Below are 18,495 nucleotides of genomic sequence, written 5' to 3'. Positions count from 1 at the left end.
ACCAATACAGCTAAAAAAATGTTGGTTCGGCGGTCTCCGTTTCTAGCAAAATAAAAAGAAATACACATAAATTAATAGTAACTCTGGGAGCGAGCAGCGGAAAACATCACGGAGAACAGCCGATCGCCCGGACGATCGAGAGGCGGACGTTGGGAGAGTGCTAATTCCTGCTGTTGGCTCACGGACGCTGTGCAAGCCCACCGGGCGGCTGGCTGTGAGAGTCGAGCTCTCTTTGCGATCGAACAACGTCTCCTTAGCTAAGATTACAGCTAATACCACCAATATTCGATCGTGACCTACGAACCCCTGCATCACAAATATCGCCCTCAGACATTTGCCGAATTAGTCGGTCAAGAGGCGATCGCCCAAACCCTCACCAGCGCCATCCTACAAGAGCGCATAGCACCAGCATATCTATTCACCGGCCCCAGAGGCACCGGTAAAACCTCTAGTGCCAGAATTTTCGCCAAATCTCTCAACTGTATTTCTACGGTTGCCCCCACCCCCACACCCTGTGGCAAATGCAACGTTTGCCAAGAAATTGCCCGAGGTTCGACACTAGATGTCATCGAAATTGACGCCGCCAGCAACACGGGAGTAGATAACATTCGGGATTTGATCGAACGAGCTCAATTTTCGCCCGTACAGTGCCGCTATAAAGTATATGTAATCGACGAAGTTCATATGCTCAGTACCCAGGCATTTAATGCCTTATTAAAAACATTAGAAGAGCCGCCCGATCGCGTTGTATTCGTTCTCGCCACAACCGACCCACAAAGAGTATTACCAACTATTATTTCTCGTTGCCAAAAGTTCGACTTTCGCCGCATCCCCCTCGAAGCAATGATTGCTCATTTGCACAAAATTGCCCAATTAGAAAATATCAATATTGCCAGTGATGCAGTACAAATGGTTGCTCAAATTGCCCAAGGAGGTCTACGAGATGCCGAAAGTTTGCTCGACCAACTGAGCTTATTTCCAGGTCAAGTAACAGTTGAAAAAGTTTGGGATTTAGTGGGTGCAGTCCCTGAAAATGACTTAATGGATTTGCTGCAAGCTATTGATAAAGATAACGCTACAGCACTAATAGACATGACTCGCCACCTCATGGATCGCGGCCGGGAACCGCTAATCGTGCTGCAAAGTCTCGCGAGCTTTTACCGAGATTTGCTAATAGCCAAAGCTGCCCCGAAACGGTCAGATTTAGTAGCTTTAACATCGGCCACTTGGGAAAAACTGGGGGATTTTGCCCGCCATTGGGATGCGGAGTTGATTTTGGCAGGTCAGAAACATTTGCAAACCCACGAAGTGCAAATTAAAAATACCACTCAGCCGCGTTTGTGGCTGGAAGTAACGCTGTTGGGATTGTTGCCCTCAGCAATTAGAACTCAGCAGCAACCGGCAGCCGAACCAGCGAAAAATGTTGCTCCATCAGCACAAAATTACCCCCCCCAACCAAGGGCGGGCACGGGGGCACCGCCCCTACAATCGGGGGGAAGTCAGACATCTAATATTGAACAATCTTCTGTTCCCAATTCGCAAAATCCTCCACCGAATTCGCCGCCTGTGGCTAATCGGATAGAAAGCACACCTCCTGCTGCAATTCCCGCACCTGTACCAACTGCTGAAACGAATCAAACAAATTATTCACCGACTAATTGGGCCGATGAAATCGATTTAAATCGAGTGTGGGAACAGGTACTTGACCGCGTGCGGCCGCATGGAACTCAATCGCTGCTTCGCCAACATGGACAGCTAGTAATTTTTAGCAATGATACTGCTCATGTTAAGATTAGTTCGCAGCCGTTGCTCAATATGGTTAAAGACAAAGTAGCTAATATTGAAGAAGCTTTTTTGCAAATTTTTAACCGTCGAGTAACAGTAAAGGTGGGCTTGACAAATCCCGCTGAAACTAAAAGTTCCCGCGCCAAGGATTTGCCCACTTCTAACGGACTTGGTGGCGAAAATCCCAGGAATTCTCATCCTGTGAGTGATGCTGGCCAACAGGTGCAGAACTCGCCGGCTTCTGAAATTACAGATGATTTTTTGGGCAAGGGTAGAGAAGAACAAAAACACCCGCCAGCGGCTGAAAATACCGCCGTTAATGTGCCGGCAATTTCCGAATCGCGATCGCCCACAAACGGTTCTACAGACTCTCAAAATGACTCTAAAGCTCAGGCTATAGCGGTGCGTGATGATGCTCAATATGTCGCGAATACGGCTAGGCAATTGGCTGCTATGTTTGACGGGGAAGTAGTCGATTTGTCGGATGACTTGGAGATTTGGGAGTCGGAAACTTTTAGATTGGAATCTGAACCGGATTTGTCCGAGTTATCTTCTGAGTTAGGTGAGGATGATTTTATAGATTGGTAAATGAGAATTGGGCATTGGGCATTGGGCATTGGCTTGATACAGCATATTCGGTGGTTTATGAAGTACAGTAGAAACCTTAATTGCGTGCTGTTAATCTGTAGGGTGCGTCGCTACGATATCTTGGATATAACTTACAGATTGACGGGTGGCGACGCACCGATGCTTGCCATCAGATTATGTGTACCACATATACATGGAATATGCTGTATCATATCAATTCCGGTTGCACTCTTGGACATGATAGAGGAGACGGCAGTGCCATCTCCCTACAATGTTATTTTGGGTAGGGAGACGGCACTGCCGTCTCCTAATTTCGGCTACTAATAATTTCGATGCAGCCGGAAACGATATGATATGTTGTACCATGCTCAAGAACAGGCTTTCCGGCCTGTTCCACAAAGAGTGAATTTTCTTGTGGGGAGTATGGGTGGGGCAGGAGAGCCCGCCCTAAAAGACTTATTGACAATGTGAAAACTTTTAAGCTGACTCTGGCTTGGGCAGCGAAGACGGAAGTACCAACAACTCAGCAGTCGATCGCTTCTCGACCATTTCCTTAGTAATCGTACACCGGGCAACATCCTTGCGCGACGGCAACTCGTACATCACATCCAACATCAATTCTTCGACAATTCCCCGCAGCGCCCGCGCTCCAGTTTTGCGGCGGTATGCTTCCTGGGCGATCGCCCGAATCGCCTCCGGCTTAAAGTCCAACTGCACATTATCCATCTTCAGCAGCTTTTGATACTGCTTAACCAAAGCATTGCGCGGCTCAGTCAAAATCGCCATCAGCGTTTCCTCATCCAGCGGCTCTAACACCGCAGCCACCGGCACCCGCCCAATAAACTCAGGAATCATCCCAAACTTCACCAAATCATCCGGTTCCAGTTGCTTGAGTACATCAGCAGCCCGCTTTTCCTTCGGCTGAGCCTCTCCGGGCTGAATAAAACCCATTGACTTTTTACCCGTTCTCTGCTCTATCACTTTCTCAAGACCGACAAAAGCACCGCCGCAGATAAACATGATATTGCTAGTGTCAATTTGGATGCAGTCTTGGTAGGGATGCTTGCGCCCACCTTGGGGAGGTACATTCGCGATCGTCCCCTCAAGCATTTTCAGCAGCGCCTGCTGCACGCCTTCCCCAGACACATCCCGCGTAATCGAAGGATTTTCGCTCTTGCGGGCTATTTTGTCAATTTCATCAATATAAATAATTCCGCGCTGCGCCTCTTCCACGTCCATATCTGCCACTTGCAGCAGCCGCAGCAAAATATTTTCCACATCTTCCCCGACATAGCCCGCTTCCGTCAGCGTCGTCGCGTCAGCCACCGCAAACGGTACGTCTAGCATATCCGCCAAAGTCTGAGCCAGCAGAGTTTTGCCGCAACCAGTCGGCCCGATTAACAAAATATTCGATTTTTGCAGTTCTACTTCTTCCGGCGGGTGCTTGCCGCTATTTTTGGCATGGATAAAGCTGAGGCGCTTGTAGTGGTTGTAAACTGCCACCGAGAGCACCTTTTTCGCCTCATCTTGCCCGATCGCATTTTCGTCGAGATAATTTTTAATTTCCCTCGGCTTGGGAATTTGGCTCAGCGACATACTTTTGCCCGAAGTAGCGCGGCGCTTTTGCGTCGTTTCCTGCTTCGGAGCCACCGCCGCTGCGGGTACTGCACTCGAATCAAACAACTCCTCATCTAAAATTTCATTGCACAAGTCAACGCATTCGTCGCAGATATACACCCCGGGCCCTGCGATCAACTTGCGTACTTGCTCTTGAGACTTGCCACAAAACGAACATTTTAGATGGGAGTCGTACTTAGACATAACAGCCTCTTAATTCAGTGCAGTGACATTCTCTCCCGCCGTCGGAAGGTTTTCCTTAGCGATAACTCGATCGACCAAACCGTAATTTTTGGCTTCCTCGGCTGACATAAAAAAGTCGCGCTCTGTATCCGCCTCTAATTTGTCGATCGGTTGACCTGTGTGGTGCGCTAGCAGTTGATTCAGCTTACGCTTATGATAAAGGATTTCTTTGGCTTGAATCTCAATATCAACTGCTTGACCTTGAGCGCCTCCAAGCGGCTGGTGAATCATAATCCGGGAACTCGGAAGAGACATCCGCTTACCGTGAGCTCCTGCTGTCAGCAGAAATGCGCCCATACTCGCTGCCAAACCGTAACAAATCGTCACCACATCCGGGCGGATTTGCTGCATTGTGTCATAAATTGCCATGCCGGCAGTCACCGAGCCGCCGGGGGAATTAATGTACATTTGGACATCTTTTTCTGGGTCTTCGGCATCTAGATACAATAGCTGAGCCACTATCGAGTCAGCAACTTCGTCGGTTACGGGAGTTCCTAAAAACACAATTCGCTCCCGCAGCAAGCGCGAGTAAATGTCAAAGGCCCGCTCGCCCATCCCCGACTGTTCTAGCACCATCGGCACTACATTGCTGGGGCTGGAACTGACATCAAAATCGTTATAGCTTGTAATTAGGTAATTGGAAGATTGAGATACAACCATAAGACACCAGTCAAGGATTCTAGACAATTTGCTGCTGCTGATGAAAGCTTTAAATTAAGCCGCCAGCTTTTAACTATTATGCCTCTTCTGAACAGATATCGGGGGAATGGGGAATGGGGAATGGGGCATTGGGCATTGGGCATTGGGTATAGTCGAGCAAAAATCTTGTGACTATTTAACCCAAATTCAACAGTAGCTCGACATTTAACGTAAAATTCGATCGCACTTCAGATACCCCCGATCCCCGCCGTAGGGACACTCCAAGACCCCATTAGTGTCCACTTAAGATTTCAGCCCGCCAAGTCCACCAGTGGACCCGCTAGTCCGGCAGGGAATGAATTCCCTGGCGGACTGCGGGTTTAACGTGTTTGTGGACACGAAGAAGGGCTGGCGTGCGGTGTCCCTACTACTTTGATTCTGGACCCTACTCTTCGCCTAGGACTTCAACTTCGACACTTGTGGGTGAAACATCCAAAACTTCAGCGTCTGATTCTTCTAATTCTTCCGATTCGGCTGCGGGAGTCAGAGAGCCTTCGGGTACGAGTTCGATTGTTCCTTTTTCTTCCAACCATTTCAGGGTTTTTTGTTTGAGCAAGTCTTCTGCTACAAATTCTTGCAACCTTTGGGGGTCAAAATCTCCTTTGGGAAACTGCTTTCTGATTTTTGCTACTTCTGCTGCTACTTCTGCTGGTTCAACAGATAAGGATTCCAGCTTGGCTACTTCTGCCAGAGCTAAATTCTGCTTGAGGCGCTCGATTGCTTCCGGGCGCGAGCGTTCCCGCATCGGGCCCATATTTTCTTCCGTAAACAGTTGGTTGATATCTATGCCGTAATTTTTCAATTGGAGGGCTTGTTGATTCAACAAATAATCGATTTCGCGATCGAGCATTGTTTCGGGAATCTCGACTTCTATTAGCTGCACAAGTGCTGCTGATATAGCTTTTTCCTTATTGGCTGATGTCTTGTTTTCTTGGTCTGCTTTAAACCGAGTTTCGAGCGATTCGCGCAGTTCTGCTAAAGTTTCAAACTCGCTGACTTCTTGGGCGAAGTCGTCGTCCAACTCCGGCAATTCTTTTTCCTTAAGTTCTTTGAGAGTAATCGTAAATACGGCAGGTTTCCCCGCTAATTCTTCACTGCTATACTCATCTGGGAACTGCACGGAAACTTCTCTAGTTTCTCCTGGATTCATCCCGATCATGCCTTGGATAAAGCCCGGTACAAACTGATTTTCCGATAATTCTACTTGAAAGTCTTCTGCTTGACCACCGGGAATTTCTGCGGGAGTTTCGCCTTCGGGTGCTTCGGCAAATCTACCGGAGAAATCAACCAAAGCCGTGTCTCCCAACTGAGCCGGCCGGCCTTCTACGGGGATTAAAGTAGCTTTGTCCGATCGATATTTTTCCAGTACCTCATCTACCTGAGCCTCATCATACTTAGCTTCTTCTGCTTGAAGCTGCAAACCTGTGTACTGACCCATTTTCACTTCTGGTTGTACATCAACCTTCGCCGAAAAAATCAGAGGCTGTTCTGGATCGAACTTAGCTAGTAATTCTTCAAACTCGGTGCTAAGTTCAAAACTGCCAATTGCGGCAATTTTTTCTTGTTCGAGGGCTTTTTGCAGGGAATCATTAATCACATTTTCCAAAGCCGTCGCCTTCAAACGAGTCTGGCCTAGGCGCTGTAGCAAAACTTGACGGGGAACTTTGCCTTTGCGGAACCCAGGAATACTAACCTCGCGAGCAAATTGTTTAATTACTTGCTCGTAAGCTTGTTTTGACTTTTCTGACGGTACTTCGATTTCCAGACCAATTTGGCTAGCTGGAAGTTTTTCCTGGGTTACTTTCATCGGCTTTTTTGATATTTAACAATAGTAATAAAATACATACAAAGCTGACTTTGCCTGCATTTTAATTTTGTACGCTTTGACTCGTAACGGCACAACTACAACACCTTTACCGGATGAGACTGTAAGTCATTGCCGGCTACTTTTTTGGCTCTTGCCAAATAGTTTTGGTTTGAGGATACTAGCTTTTGCTGCTAGGAATGTGGAGGTTAAGTCCACTAATTGCCGATGCACCATAGCACATATCGCCCTGTGATGTCAATCTTGCCGGTCTCTGCAGCCAGTCAAAGTCAATGGATGCGCCTGCGAAAATGCAGATATATCGCAAAACTTAACCGGATGCGGATTGGGCGTGGGCGAGCGGCAAAAGATGCTAAACTGGCATTGGGTACGATCGCCCGGATCGATCGGGAAGTTCGATCGCCCTTTTAGGTTAACTGCACCATTGCCATCCTCTCATGCTCCTGATGTCGCATAACATTAATTAAGTTTGATATTGAGAATTGCAGTTATTTAAATTTTTGATTTCGATCGTTTAGACTTTAATTTGTGGAGGAAACTAATTTGTCTCAATCCTATCGAGTTGCCATTTTAGGAGCTACCGGCGCAGTCGGTGCCGAGTTGCTAGAACTATTGCACAGCCGGAGTTTTCCGATTTCTAACTTGAAGCTGCTGGCTTCGGAACGTTCAGCAGGCACAACTTTGCCTTTTGGCGGTGAGATGCTGCCGGTGGAAGCAGTGTCGGCGCGATCGTTTGATAATGTAGATCTGGTGCTCGCTTCGGCAGGTGGCTCGACTTCTAAGTTATGGGCTCCGCAAGCGGTGGCAGCCGGGGCAGTGGTAATTGACAATTCTAGCGCTTTCCGCATGGATGCGACGGTACCGCTGGTGGTTCCCGAAGTCAATCCCCAAGCAGCAGCAGCTCACCGAGGTATAATTGCTAATCCGAACTGCACGACTATTTTAATGGCAGTTGCCGTTTGGCCACTGCACAAAGTTAGGCCGATACAGCGCATCGTTGTAGCGACTTACCAGTCTGCCAGCGGGGCGGGGGCGAGGGCAATGGAGGAAATGAAGGCTCAAGCAAGAGCAATTTTGCAGGGGGAAACTCCCAAAACAGATATATTTCCCTACCCCTTAGCATTTAATTTGTTTCCGCACAACACCCCCATTAATGATTTGGGGTATTGTGAAGAAGAGATGAAAATGGTAAACGAAACTCGGAAGATATTTGGTACGGACGAGATTAAAATTACGGCAACTTGTGTGCGGGTTCCCGTACTGCGCGCTCATTCGGAAGCGATTAATCTAGAGTTTGCAGAGCCTTTTAGCGCGATCGAGGCCAGGGAAATCTTAAAGCAGGCAAGCGGGGTTAAGCTGGTAGAAGACTGGCAAGCTAATTATTTCCCGATGCCCGCAGAAGCCAGCGGTAAGGATGAGGTGTTAGTTGGCAGGATTCGCCAAGATATTTCTCACCCCTGCGGGTTGGAGATGTGGCTCTCTGGCGATCAAATTCGCAAAGGGGCGGCTTTAAATGCGGTGCAGATAGCTGAGTTGCTGGTAGAAAAAAATTTGTTGCGAACCCAAGCGGCGGTGGCTTCTAATTAGGGGCAACCCTGGCAATTTGGAAATTCAAATTGGGGATTTTAGATAAACCGTTCATCTGAAATCAAAAATTTAAAATCAAAAATCAACAGTCTAAAATCGGAGAAAGTGTGGTAAAGTTTGGACGGGTTCTGACTGCAATGATTACGCCGTTTAAGGAAGACGGCAGCGTTAACTATGCGGTAGCAGAACAATTGGCAGTTCATTTAGCCGATCGCGGTACAGATAGCTTGGTAGTGTGCGGCACTACTGGCGAGTCTCCCACTATGACCTGGGATGAAGAGTACGAATTATTTCAGGTGGTACAAAAGGCGGTGGCCGGTAAGGCGTTGGTAATCGCAGGAGCCGGATCGAATTCTACTTCAGAAGCAGTAGCAGCTACCCAAAAAGCAGCTAAACTAGGGTTAGATGGTTGTTTGCAGGTGGTTCCTTATTACAACAAGCCGCCGCAAGAAGGTTTATATAATCATTTTCGGGCGATCGCGCAATCTGCTCCAGAATTGCCTATAATGTTATATAACATCCCCGGTCGCACTGGTCAGAATATGTTGCCGGAGACGGTGGCTAGATTGGCCCAAATCCCCAATATTGTGGCCGTAAAAGAAGCCAGTGGCAACTTGGATCAAGCAAGTCAAATTCGGTGCTTGACATCCCCTGAATTTGCCATCTATTCTGGAGATGATTCCCTAACTTTGCCAATGTTGGCGGTAGGAGGATCTGGTGTAGTTAGCGTAGCCAGCCATCTGGTAGGAGAGCAACTGCAACAGATGATCAAAGCTTTCGAGGCCGGTCAAGTTCAAGTCGCTACCCAGATTCACTTGCAACTTTTTGACCTGTTTAAAGCTCTTTTTCTCACCACAAATCCCATTCCCGTCAAGACAGCTCTCAAACTTCAAGGCTGGGATGTAGGCTCCACCCGTCCGCCCCTGTGCGATCCGCCCGTTGAGGTAACTCAAAAGTTAAAGGACGTACTGAGTCAGCTAGCAGCAGTATCAGCTAGCTAGACGAGCGAGAACGAGTTTTCAGACAACTGAATATTGGTTGTGATAAGTCATTAGTTGTTAGTCATTAGTCATTAGTAATTAACTGTTAGTAATTAGCTAACAGTCAAGAAGTAAAGACTGAGGATTAAAGACTGAAGGCAAAAGACAACTGACTGTAGGGGATAGTAAAACCCCCTGGGGAGTTTTCCACAAATATCTTGGAAAAAATCGCCCCCATCAACGAACAACAGATAAAAACCTACCAAAAAGCTTGTGTTGAACAGGCAGGATGCCTGTTCCACAGGGATTATTGGAGAGGTCTAGACAGTAGGCGACAGACGACAGACAACAGTCAACAGTCAACAGTCAACAGTCAACAGTTAACAGACCAATAACAAAAATAACTAACAAAGGATACGCATGATCAAAAATACAACTGCATCTGCTCTAAAAGTTATTCCCCTCGGCGGGCTGCACGAAATCGGTAAAAACACTTGTGTGTTCGAGTACGGCGACGAAATCATTCTTTTAGATGCAGGTTTAGCGTTCCCGACAGATGGAATGCACGGGGTAAATATTGTCCTTCCAGATATGACTTACCTGCGGGAAAACAGCCACAAAATTAAAGGTATGATCGTGACTCACGGTCACGAAGACCACATAGGCGGTATCCCTTATCACCTCAAACAATTTGAAATTCCGGTCATTTACGGCCCCCGTTTGGCGATGGCTTTGCTAGCCGGAAAACTCGAAGAAGCCGGAGTGTCTCACCGTACTGAATTGAGAACGGTTCGACCCAGGGATACTGTCAGAATTGGCAAGAATTTCTTAGTCGAATACATCCGCAACACTCACTCGATGGCCGACAGTTTTACTGTGGCAATTCACACTCCCGTGGGAATTGTGATCCACACCGGAGACTTTAAAATTGACCACACTCCTGTAGACGGCGAGCATTTTGATTTGCAAAAGCTGGCGGAGTACGGCGAAAGAGGCGTGTTGTGCTTGATTAGCGATTCTACTAACTCGGAAGTTCCCGGTTTTACGGCTTCGGAAAGTTCTGTGGCGCCGAATTTAGACAGAATTATCGCTCAAGCACCGGGAAGAGTGCTGCTGACGACTTTTGCTTCGTCGGTACACCGATTGCAAATTGTTTTGGACTTGGCTAAGAAAAACAATCGGTATGTCGGAGTGGTTGGCCGGTCGATGCTTAACGTCATCGCCCACTGCCGCAATCTCGGCTACATCAAATGCGAAGATAGTATTTTCAAACCGCTGAAAGAAATCCGCAATTTGGCTGAAGACAAGGTACTGATTTTAACTACAGGTTCCCAAGGCGAACCGATGGCGGCGATGACTCGCATTGCTAACGGCGAACATCACGAACTGAAAATCAGAAAGGGCGATACAGTCATTTTCTCGGCTAATCCGATTCCCGGAAATACGATCGCAGTGGTAAACACGATCGATAAACTGATGATGCTGGGAGCACACGTGGTTTACGGCCGCGACAAAGGCATTCACGTTTCGGGTCACGGTTGTCAAGAAGACCAAAAGTTAATGATTAACATGACTCGTCCCAAGTTCTTCTTACCAGTGCACGGGGAACATCGGATGCTGATCCAGCACTCCAAGACGGCTCAAAGCATGGGCATTCCCGCTAGCAATATGGTGGTTATTGATAACGGCGATGTCGTAGAATTAACTGAAAATTCGATGCGAGTTGCTGGCCAAGTGCCTTCAGGAATTGAATTGGTAGATGCTTCTCGATCGGGCGTGGTCAAAGCTAGCGTCCTCAAGGAACGTCAGCAGTTAGCCGGAGATGGCGTTGTAACGGTAGCGGCGGCTTTGAATTGGGAAGGCAAATTAGTTGCCAAACCAGAAGTACACTTGAAAGGTGTAGTGACATCAGCCGATCGCGCAGAGGTGATCGGATTAATCACTCAAACCATTGAAACAGTTTTGAGCGATCGCTGGTCAGAATTTGTAAAACCCGCCACTGCTGACTCACAAGTTGATATTGACTGGGTAGGAGTGCAAACGCAAATAGAAAAAGCTATTCAGCGAGTGATGCGCCGGGAACTGCAAAGCAATCCGCTGCTGGTATTCCTGATGCAGATTCCTGAAGAAGCAGTGCGATCGGAAAAAGCAGCAGTATCTCCAGGTTCCCTGGAAGCACCTAAGCTATTATCATCGCCATCATCGCCCTCTCCATCATCGCCATCATCGCCATCATCCCCATCCTTGCCATCTCCTGCCAATCAGGTGACTGGCCGGCGCCGTCCCCGGACTGCCGCAAGGGCAGCTTCCTAGTGCGATAATTCTCTGACGCACTGCGAACAAAGAAATAAGTTTTAGGTTTGTAGTAGCGCTTGAGTACCCAAGCGCTACTACAAACATACATTTGATTTCATAAAACGCAAATGAACGCAGATAGATTTAAATAACTATCTGCGTTCATTTGCGTTCGTCTGCCTCAATCTGCGGTTAAAAATTAATCAGCCACCAGCAACAGCAGGAACAATGCTGACTTCATCGCCATCTTGGAGGGCTGTTTTTGAACCATCCAAAAAGCGGATGTCTTCGCTGTTGACGTAGAAGTTGAGAAATCTGCGGGGTTCTCCCTTTTCGTCGCACAGGCTTTTTTTGATGCCGGGACAATTGGTTTCCAGCGATTCAATTAGTTCGGAAATGTTATCGCCGGCGCATTCGATGGTGGCTTGATTGTTGGTAAATTTTTGCAGGGGAGTGGGAATTAAAACTTTGACGGTCATTTTTTTAGTCCTTAGTCCTTAGTCAGTAGTCAGTAGTCAGTAGTCAGTAGTCCTTAGTCAGTAGTCAGTAGTCAGTAGTCAGCAGCTTAATAACTAATAACTAATAACTAATGACTAATGACTGATGACTATTAATCAGTAGTCCTCAGTCAGTAGTCAACAGCTTAATAACTAATAACTAATGACTAATGACTGATGACTAATGACTATTTATTAAACCGAAACTTGTTGCCATTCTAAGCGTTCGAGGGTGCGGGCGCGTTCTAGGGCGCGCTCGAACGCTTCTAGTTTCGGTTCGAGGGTGATGGGTTCGCCGATGTAGCCTTGAACAGCTTCTTGCGTTTTCAAACCGTTGCCGGTGATGTAAACGACGGTGGTTTCATCGGGATTGATTTTACCTGCTTCTACGAGTTTCTTCAAGACTGCGATTGTGGTGCCGCCTGCGGTTTCAGTGAATATGCCTTCAGTTTCTGCTAGCAGTTTCATGCCTTCGATGATTTCGGTGTCGCTGACGGATTCAATGTTGCCGCCTGTTTTGCGGGCGATTTCCAAGGCGTACATACCGTCGGCTGGATTGCCGATCGCGATCGACTTAGCAATTGTATTCGGTTTCACCGGTTTCACGAAATCACGGCCTTCGCGGAAGGCTTGGGCGATGGGGGAACAGCCGTCAGCTTGGGCGCCGCTGAACCGGACTTTCTTTTCATCAACTAAACCGACTTCGGTGAATTCTTGAAAACCTTTGTAAATTTTTGTGAACAAAGAGCCGGAGGCGAGGGGAGCGACGATGTGATCGGGCAATTGCCAGCCTAGCTGTTCGGCAACTTCGTAACCGAGGGTTTTTGAGCCTTCGGAATAGTAGGGACGCAAGTTGATATTGACAAATCCCCAGCCATGTGTATTGGCGACTTCGCAACAGAGACGGTTAACTTGGTCGTAGTTGCCGTGAACTGCCATGACAGTTGGATTGTAAATCAGAGTGCCGAGGACTTTGCCTGCTTCTAAGTCGGAGGGGATGAAGACTACGCAGTCGAGTCCGGCGTGGGCGGCGATCGCAGCGGTGGAGTTAGCTAAATTGCCGGTGCTGGCACAGGATACCGTTGTGAAACCCAATTCTCTGGCTCTGCTGAGGGCGACTGACACCACTCTGTCTTTAAAGCTGAGAGTGGGCATATTGACGGCATCGTTTTTAATATAAAGATTTTTTAGACCGAGGCGGCGCGCCAAGCGGTGGGATTTTAATAGAGGAGTCATCCCCGTGCCGACATCGATGACGTTATCTGTAGCGACTGGTAAAAATGCGCGGTAGCGCCAGATCGAGTTGGGGCCGGCTTCGATGGTTTGGCGAGTGACGGTGCGGCGGATGGCGTCGTAGTCGTACTTGACTTCAAGCGGGCCAAAACAGCAATCGCAGACGTGCTTGGCTTGGAGTTCGTACTCTTCACCGCATTCTTTACATTTAAGGGCTGTGAAGGTTGCTGCTGTGGATTGTGTTCTGGTGGCCTGGGTCATAGCTCAACTCTCTAGTTTTGCGATGTTTTCTTAGTCTTGTGCAAGATTAGCACGGTCAATTTACCCCGTCAACCATACCCGATATTTTTAGTCGGGATTGATTTTTTAGTTAAAAAGTGGTGTATTTAACTTTGATATTTGGGCGGGCGGGACGCCCACACCACAAGGATTTGAGTTGTTTTCACGATCGGGATGGGAATCCAGATTGTCAGGCCTGCACGCAAGCCCGATCGAGCTCAAGGATGATTTGCCGCCGAAATTGTTACAAAACTTAATAAATCTTTTTTGGGCTAAGAATTGGGCAGTCGTGCGATCGAACACAACTACAAAACCTCGAAATTTTGATTAACTGAGATGTTGCACCATTCTCAAGAACAGGCAAGATGCCTGTTCCACAAGAAAATTCACTCTTTGTGGAACAGGCATCTTGCCTGTTCCTAAATAGCTTATTGAGAATGGTGCAACATCGAAATGTTGCACCATCCTCAAGAACAGGCAAGATGCCTGTTCCACAAGAAAATTCACTCTTTGTGGAACAGGCATCTTGCCTGTTCCTAAAAAGCTTATTGAGAATGGTGCAACATTTCAGATTAACCAACTTAGCCTACCCGCCGCTGACGGGAGGGATGAGGACAACTTCGTCGCCGTCTTGGAGGATGGTGTCGGGGGAGACGAATTCCAGGTTGAGGCCGAAGCGGGTGCGATCGCGCCATTGTTCTAATTGAGGATATTGGGCGATCGAGCTTTCGAGCACTTGAGACACTGGGGTTTCGGGAGGAAGTTCTAAGGTAAGTTCCGAAACGCCGTAGGCTTCACCGAAGGCGGCGAACAGTTTAACGGTAATGGTAATCGAAGAGTTAGACACGGCTGTTGAGTGCGATCGACGGTTTGGCAATTATCAACTACACCATACAATTAATTACGAATTAGGCGCGCCGAGGCTTAGAATTGAAAGCGGCAACCTCTAGTTAAGTTTTACCCCACCGGGTAAAGATGATAGTTGATTGCAGCAAAAACTCTTAACAGGATTGTATGCCGATCGCTCTCACCAACCTGGCGTTAGAAGCAGTTGGCATCCACTTAGATGCAGCTAGCTAAGGCCTAGTTAGCTGCTGTTGAGGCTAATGCGAGAATAATTTTTGAGGATGCGGTATAGATACTTGACAGTAATTGTGGGAGAGTACAAAAAGCTTGCACTACATTTAGCAGGCAACAACGCAGACAAGGCCTTGTCAACCCGCTTCCCCTGACAAAAAATCAGGTTATCAAGTGAGGCTTGGGATGGTCAAACCTTTGCCATGCTTAGCAAGCTAGCCGTTCTATCTAAGAAGAATACTGAAGTTAACGCGATAGAGATATATGGCAAATAACGATTTTAAAGTGCTTCAAATTATTGAAGCTAAAGGCTGGTATGCCTTTGGGAGTACCAAGCAAAACCAGCACGTTGAGAGATGGGTAAGACCTGTCGTGTGTTGGGTTTTAATAGAAGATAAAAAAAAGCGACGGGTTGTGACAGCTACCGCTAGCTATCAGATCCAGATTGACGACAAAGAAGTCGAGTTTTTTGCCCACGAAAGCGAAATTCAAGATCTGGAGAGTCTCCCGAAGTCTGTCTCGGTATCGGAATTTCTGAAAACAGAAGATTGAGAGAAGGGCAAAAGGAGCTGATTGAACAAGTTATTAATTATTCCTTAGTGATTCCTTAAACTTGCTGTCGCATTCTATTTCAATGAGAGACAGAAGCTCTAGATTGGGGAGAGGGGCAGAGGGGGACAGGGGGAGAATTTATATTTTTGCCTTGCCTTCTGCATCTTGTGCCCAATGCCTGAAGTAGCCCAAAAAATAAAGAGGCCGGAAGATTGGTGGCAATGCCAACACGCTTCCGACCTTGCTGAATAACAGGGTATGCATATGTTTTTAAAGTATGGCAGGCAGGCTTTTGAGATATCAAGAGGACTATTGCAATCACCCACTTTTGCTTTCCGGCTGTGTTTGCAAGGCTCCTATTATTTTAGACTGAGAATTTGAAAATTGAGAGGGGGGAGGCTTACAGGTTAAGGATTCTAGCTATTTATCTGTAGCGGGTGCTACAAAAAATGGTGGCATTGGCGGACGATCGCACATTCTCGCTAAATTGTTTGCACTCAAAGCCCAAAGTTCGATCGTCCGCTGCAACTGCTGCGACTTTAAACCCCACTAGCAACAGGTTCAGGCTTCTGCTGCGGCATCCGCCGCCCCAGCAGGGCCATCCGCACGCCGCCGGCAGGCCCTAAAGTCACCCCTCGGCGTTTGGCCTGTACGGGCTTTTTCTCGGCCAATACTAGGTCGAAATCCCGCAAAATGGTTGCCAGCACGAGTTTCATCTCCAACTGCGCCAGCGCCAAGCCGATACAGCGGCGACTGCCACCTCCAAAGGGTAAATACTCGTAGGGCGAGAATTGTTTCTCCAAAAAGCGTTCAGGTTTAAATTGCAGCGGTTCTGGATACAAATCCTCCCGTCTGTGGGTCAAATAAATCGAGCCGATGACAACCGTGCCCGGTTCGAGTTGATGTCCCATCAGTTCCACGGGCGTGAGCACTTCTCGCGCAAATGTCAGCATTCCCACCGGGTAAATTCGCAGCGTCTCCTGACAAACTGCACTCAGGTAAGGTAAGCGGAAAATCTCCATCGGGTCGGGATTTTCCCCCAAACTGTCCAATTCTTGCAGCAACTTCTGGCGCACCGAGGGCAAACTGTGAATCCAGTAAAACGCCCAAGCTAGGGCCGTTGCTGTGGTTTCGTGGCCTGCAAACAGCAGCGTCATCAACTCGTCGCGCAATTCTTCATTGGTCATTGGTTGCCCGTTTTCGTCGCGCGCGGTCATCATTAAGCTGAGAATGTCGGTGCGGTTGGCGTCTGGTTGGAGTCTGCGTTCTTCAATTTCCGCGTCCATCAGTTCGTCAATTTTCCGCCGCCGCTGTTTCATGCGTCCCCAAGGACTCCAAGAGCCCCAATCTTGCTGCATCCAGCCGAAAAACAGTATGCTCGATCGCAGGGGAGAGTTGGTCATATCGAGGACTGAGGCAAGTAGGGGCCTGATCTCTTCCAATCGCGGCCCGTCATCCATGCCGAAGACAGCTTGCAAGATTACCCGCATGGTGACTTCCTGCATCGCGCTGCGGGCTACAAAAGGTCGATCGACCGACCATTTGCTGGCAACATCTTGAGCGATATCGCAAATTAGTTGGCCGTAGTTCCGCATCCGTTCCCCGTGAAAGGGCGGCATCAATAATTGGCGCTCGCGTTTGTGCCTTTCTCCTGAGAGCATAATCATGGATTGCTCTCCCAGCATGGGTTTGAGAATATTATTCAGGCGGCCTGGAGCGTGAAACGCGTTGCTGTTGAGCATCTCCTGGACAGCTTGCGGGTGGTGGATCATCACCAATGGTTTCCCGTTGTTCACTTGAGCTGTGAAAATGTCGCCGTATTGTTTGGCACATTTATCCATGTATGTCAGCGGATCGCCGATCCATTGAATTAGCTGCACAAAGGGTGGATCTGTGGGGCCGTTAGGTAGTGTCATAGGAATTACCTGGGTGTGGGTCACAGGACTTAGCAGCATCAAAAAACCTCAAAGGGTTTCAAGGTTTATTCAATCCCTCCCAACCCTGTTTTTTAAAGGGAGAAGTGCGTCAGTCCCATCTCCAATAATTTTAATAGCTTATTCTCGAACGGTGTTCAAAATGTCCTCTCCAAGCTCTGTAAAACGCACAGTTTTGATTTGCCAAGGAGCATAACTGGTTAAAGTTTGGCGCACGCCCCCGAACAAACCTAACATCTGACAACTGGACAGATTTTGCAATTTCTGCCGCGAATTTCCCGATGCTCGCAGATCAACGGTAGCTATTCCCCGGCTGCGATCCATACTGAGCCGATAACCAACCAAACCAAGACTATCGAAAATCTGCTGCTTTAACACTTCATTAACCGCCGATGACATTAACTGGTTCTCTGGGCCTGTCACTGTTTCCGGCTTCAGAGTTTGACACAGATTGTCTACCTTATACACGGTAACGGTGGCAGTATTTTCTGAGAGGGCAGCACTGCCTAAAACTGAGGCAACAGAGTTAGAAGGCTGCCTGAATTGACTCGATCGAGCCTCAATTTGATTTGCCGTTAGCTGTAGGTTTTGGAACTGACGGGCGCTTGCTGAGAGTTGCCTCTGGTTTTCGGTTGAGGTAGCTGCATCTGAGCTAGAACAACTGCTACCGCCCATCAAAATTAACCAAACGGCTAAATATCCTAACTGTTTGCAGATACGGTTCATAGTTTTTAATACTCTAATAAACGTCAGTGTATGGAGGGTGAATTTTGGTGGTAGAAAGCACTTAGACCCTGATTACACTCACTTAGAAGTATTTCCCGCAGTACGGAGATGAAAACAAGTTAAGAGTTCTTGTTAATACCTGGATTTTAGTGTTAAATCGAATAAGAGGGGTTTTACCCCTCACTGGTGTGACCCAGCAGTTTACCTGTCTCAGCAGAGCAAGCTCGCGACCCAGCTCGTAAGTGATATCAAATACCTTGTCAGTGGTGTGATGTACCGTTGCAACTCGATCCCTTCCAAGGTCTGAGGTGAAAAGCCTCTTTCCGGTTGGTAAAAGCCTGAGTTTGATTAGTAGTAATGAGGACAGAATTCCGACTGGCGCGCGCATTTTAAGCTCGGCTTCGGCGCGGTTTGTGAACGGCGTCGAAAGCGCGGTTAGAAGGAATACGTAAGTCGCGAACAATATCAAAACTTACGCATCAAGAGCGAAGAAACCGGGTTTTTTAACCAGGCATAAGGGCTGCAGCGAAGTGTTTTCGTAAAAAAGCTGGTTTCTGGTCAAGTCGCGAATAACATTA

15 protein-coding genes are annotated in these 18,495 nt (G+C 47.8%); 6 read left to right on the top strand and 9 right to left on the bottom strand.

The window, feature by feature from the left end:
* Positions 1-42: 42 nt before the first annotated feature.
* Positions 43-312 (bottom strand): hypothetical protein, encoded by a 270-nt coding sequence (locus QUB11_RS01860; RefSeq protein WP_333389530.1) that lies wholly within the window; start codon positions 310-312, stop codon positions 43-45.
* On the opposite strand from QUB11_RS01860, the gene QUB11_RS01855 reads away from it, so the two are divergent.
* The gene (locus QUB11_RS01855) at positions 292-2,373 is read left to right on the top strand and encodes a DNA polymerase III subunit gamma/tau (RefSeq protein ID WP_333389528.1); all 2,082 of its coding nucleotides are present in this window, start codon (positions 292-294) and stop codon (positions 2,371-2,373) included. The two genes, QUB11_RS01860 and QUB11_RS01855, sit on opposite strands and share 21 nt — an antisense overlap.
* Positions 2,374-2,850: 477 nt before the next feature.
* On the opposite strand, the gene clpX is transcribed toward QUB11_RS01855, so the two are convergent.
* The 3 genes from clpX to tig form a co-directional block, all read right to left on the bottom strand.
* Positions 2,851-4,194, bottom strand: coding sequence for an ATP-dependent protease ATP-binding subunit ClpX (gene clpX, locus QUB11_RS01850; RefSeq protein WP_333103398.1), 1,344 nt, complete (start codon positions 4,192-4,194; stop codon positions 2,851-2,853).
* 9 nt (positions 4,195-4,203) lie between these two features.
* Positions 4,204-4,893 carry an ATP-dependent Clp endopeptidase proteolytic subunit ClpP gene (gene clpP / locus QUB11_RS01845; protein ID WP_333041644.1) on the bottom strand — a complete coding sequence of 230 codons (690 nt, stop codon included), beginning with the start codon at positions 4,891-4,893 and terminating at the stop codon, positions 4,204-4,206.
* Between the two features lie 424 nt (positions 4,894-5,317).
* Complete coding sequence (gene tig, locus QUB11_RS01840) at positions 5,318-6,739, bottom strand: trigger factor (protein WP_333203048.1); 1,422 nt, start codon at positions 6,737-6,739, stop codon at positions 5,318-5,320.
* A 225-nt stretch (positions 6,740-6,964) separates the two neighbouring features.
* Between tig and QUB11_RS01835 the strand changes: the two genes are divergently transcribed.
* From QUB11_RS01835 to QUB11_RS01820, 4 genes are all read left to right on the top strand, one after another.
* Positions 6,965-7,168 carry a hypothetical protein gene (locus QUB11_RS01835; protein WP_333203049.1) on the top strand — a complete coding sequence of 68 codons (204 nt, stop codon included), beginning with the start codon at positions 6,965-6,967 and terminating at the stop codon, positions 7,166-7,168.
* Between the two features lie 132 nt (positions 7,169-7,300).
* Complete coding sequence (locus QUB11_RS01830) at positions 7,301-8,344, top strand: aspartate-semialdehyde dehydrogenase (RefSeq protein WP_333203051.1); 1,044 nt, start codon at positions 7,301-7,303, stop codon at positions 8,342-8,344.
* A gap of 107 nt (positions 8,345-8,451) precedes the next feature.
* Complete coding sequence (dapA, locus tag QUB11_RS01825) at positions 8,452-9,345, top strand: 4-hydroxy-tetrahydrodipicolinate synthase (RefSeq protein WP_333054761.1); 894 nt, start codon at positions 8,452-8,454, stop codon at positions 9,343-9,345.
* Positions 9,346-9,744: 399 nt separating this feature from the next.
* Complete coding sequence (locus QUB11_RS01820) at positions 9,745-11,637, top strand: ribonuclease J (protein ID WP_333203053.1); 1,893 nt, start codon at positions 9,745-9,747, stop codon at positions 11,635-11,637.
* 185 nt (positions 11,638-11,822) lie between these two features.
* On the opposite strand, the gene QUB11_RS01815 is transcribed toward QUB11_RS01820, so the two are convergent.
* The 3 genes from QUB11_RS01815 to QUB11_RS01805 form a co-directional block, all read right to left on the bottom strand.
* Positions 11,823-12,098 (bottom strand): MoaD/ThiS family protein, encoded by a 276-nt coding sequence (locus QUB11_RS01815; protein ID WP_006632924.1) that lies wholly within the window; start codon positions 12,096-12,098, stop codon positions 11,823-11,825.
* 213 nt (positions 12,099-12,311) lie between these two features.
* Complete coding sequence (gene thrC / locus QUB11_RS01810; protein ID WP_333154232.1) at positions 12,312-13,610, bottom strand: threonine synthase; 1,299 nt, start codon at positions 13,608-13,610, stop codon at positions 12,312-12,314.
* Positions 13,611-14,214: 604 nt separating this feature from the next.
* Positions 14,215-14,475 carry a MoaD/ThiS family protein gene (locus tag QUB11_RS01805; protein WP_015179186.1) on the bottom strand — a complete coding sequence of 87 codons (261 nt, stop codon included), beginning with the start codon at positions 14,473-14,475 and terminating at the stop codon, positions 14,215-14,217.
* A 494-nt stretch (positions 14,476-14,969) separates the two neighbouring features.
* Between QUB11_RS01805 and QUB11_RS01800 the strand changes: the two genes are divergently transcribed.
* Positions 14,970-15,257, top strand: a complete 288-nt coding sequence (locus QUB11_RS01800) for a hypothetical protein (RefSeq protein WP_333203057.1) — start codon at positions 14,970-14,972, stop codon at positions 15,255-15,257.
* Positions 15,258-15,796: 539 nt separating this feature from the next.
* Here the strand turns inward: QUB11_RS01800 and QUB11_RS01795 are convergent.
* Positions 15,797-17,173 (bottom strand): cytochrome P450, encoded by a 1,377-nt coding sequence (locus tag QUB11_RS01795; protein ID WP_333203059.1) that lies wholly within the window; start codon positions 17,171-17,173, stop codon positions 15,797-15,799.
* Positions 17,174-17,311: 138 nt separating this feature from the next.
* Positions 17,312-17,917 carry a hypothetical protein gene (locus tag QUB11_RS01790; RefSeq protein WP_333389526.1) on the bottom strand — a complete coding sequence of 202 codons (606 nt, stop codon included), beginning with the start codon at positions 17,915-17,917 and terminating at the stop codon, positions 17,312-17,314.
* Positions 17,918-18,495: the final 578 nt, after the last annotated feature.

This window comes from Microcoleus sp. B6-A1, from assembly GCF_036705085.1.
Classification (GTDB): Bacteria; Cyanobacteriota; Cyanobacteriia; order Cyanobacteriales; family Microcoleaceae; genus Microcoleus.
This window is presented reverse-complemented; position numbering and strand designations above follow the sequence as displayed.

What these genes read in the sequence shown, in the direction of transcription:
- QUB11_RS01860 (WP_333389530.1), bottom strand. Translation starts at nt 312, where the DNA reads ATGCAGGGGTTCGTAGGTCACGATCGAATATTGGTGGTATTAGCTGTA.
- clpX (WP_333103398.1), bottom strand. Translation starts at nt 4,194, where the DNA reads ATGTCTAAGTACGACTCCCATCTAAAATGTTCGTTTTGTGGCAAGTCT.
- clpP (WP_333041644.1), bottom strand. Translation starts at nt 4,893, where the DNA reads ATGGTTGTATCTCAATCTTCCAATTACCTAATTACAAGCTATAACGAT.
- tig (WP_333203048.1), bottom strand. Translation starts at nt 6,739, where the DNA reads ATGAAAGTAACCCAGGAAAAACTTCCAGCTAGCCAAATTGGTCTGGAA.
- QUB11_RS01835 (WP_333203049.1), top strand. Translation starts at nt 6,965, where the DNA reads ATGCACCATAGCACATATCGCCCTGTGATGTCAATCTTGCCGGTCTCT.
- QUB11_RS01820 (WP_333203053.1), top strand. Translation starts at nt 9,745, where the DNA reads ATGATCAAAAATACAACTGCATCTGCTCTAAAAGTTATTCCCCTCGGC.
- QUB11_RS01815 (WP_006632924.1), bottom strand. Translation starts at nt 12,098, where the DNA reads ATGACCGTCAAAGTTTTAATTCCCACTCCCCTGCAAAAATTTACCAAC.
- thrC (WP_333154232.1), bottom strand. Translation starts at nt 13,610, where the DNA reads ATGACCCAGGCCACCAGAACACAATCCACAGCAGCAACCTTCACAGCC.
- QUB11_RS01800 (WP_333203057.1), top strand. Translation starts at nt 14,970, where the DNA reads ATGGCAAATAACGATTTTAAAGTGCTTCAAATTATTGAAGCTAAAGGC.
- QUB11_RS01795 (WP_333203059.1), bottom strand. Translation starts at nt 17,173, where the DNA reads ATGACACTACCTAACGGCCCCACAGATCCACCCTTTGTGCAGCTAATT.
- QUB11_RS01790 (WP_333389526.1), bottom strand. Translation starts at nt 17,917, where the DNA reads ATGAACCGTATCTGCAAACAGTTAGGATATTTAGCCGTTTGGTTAATT.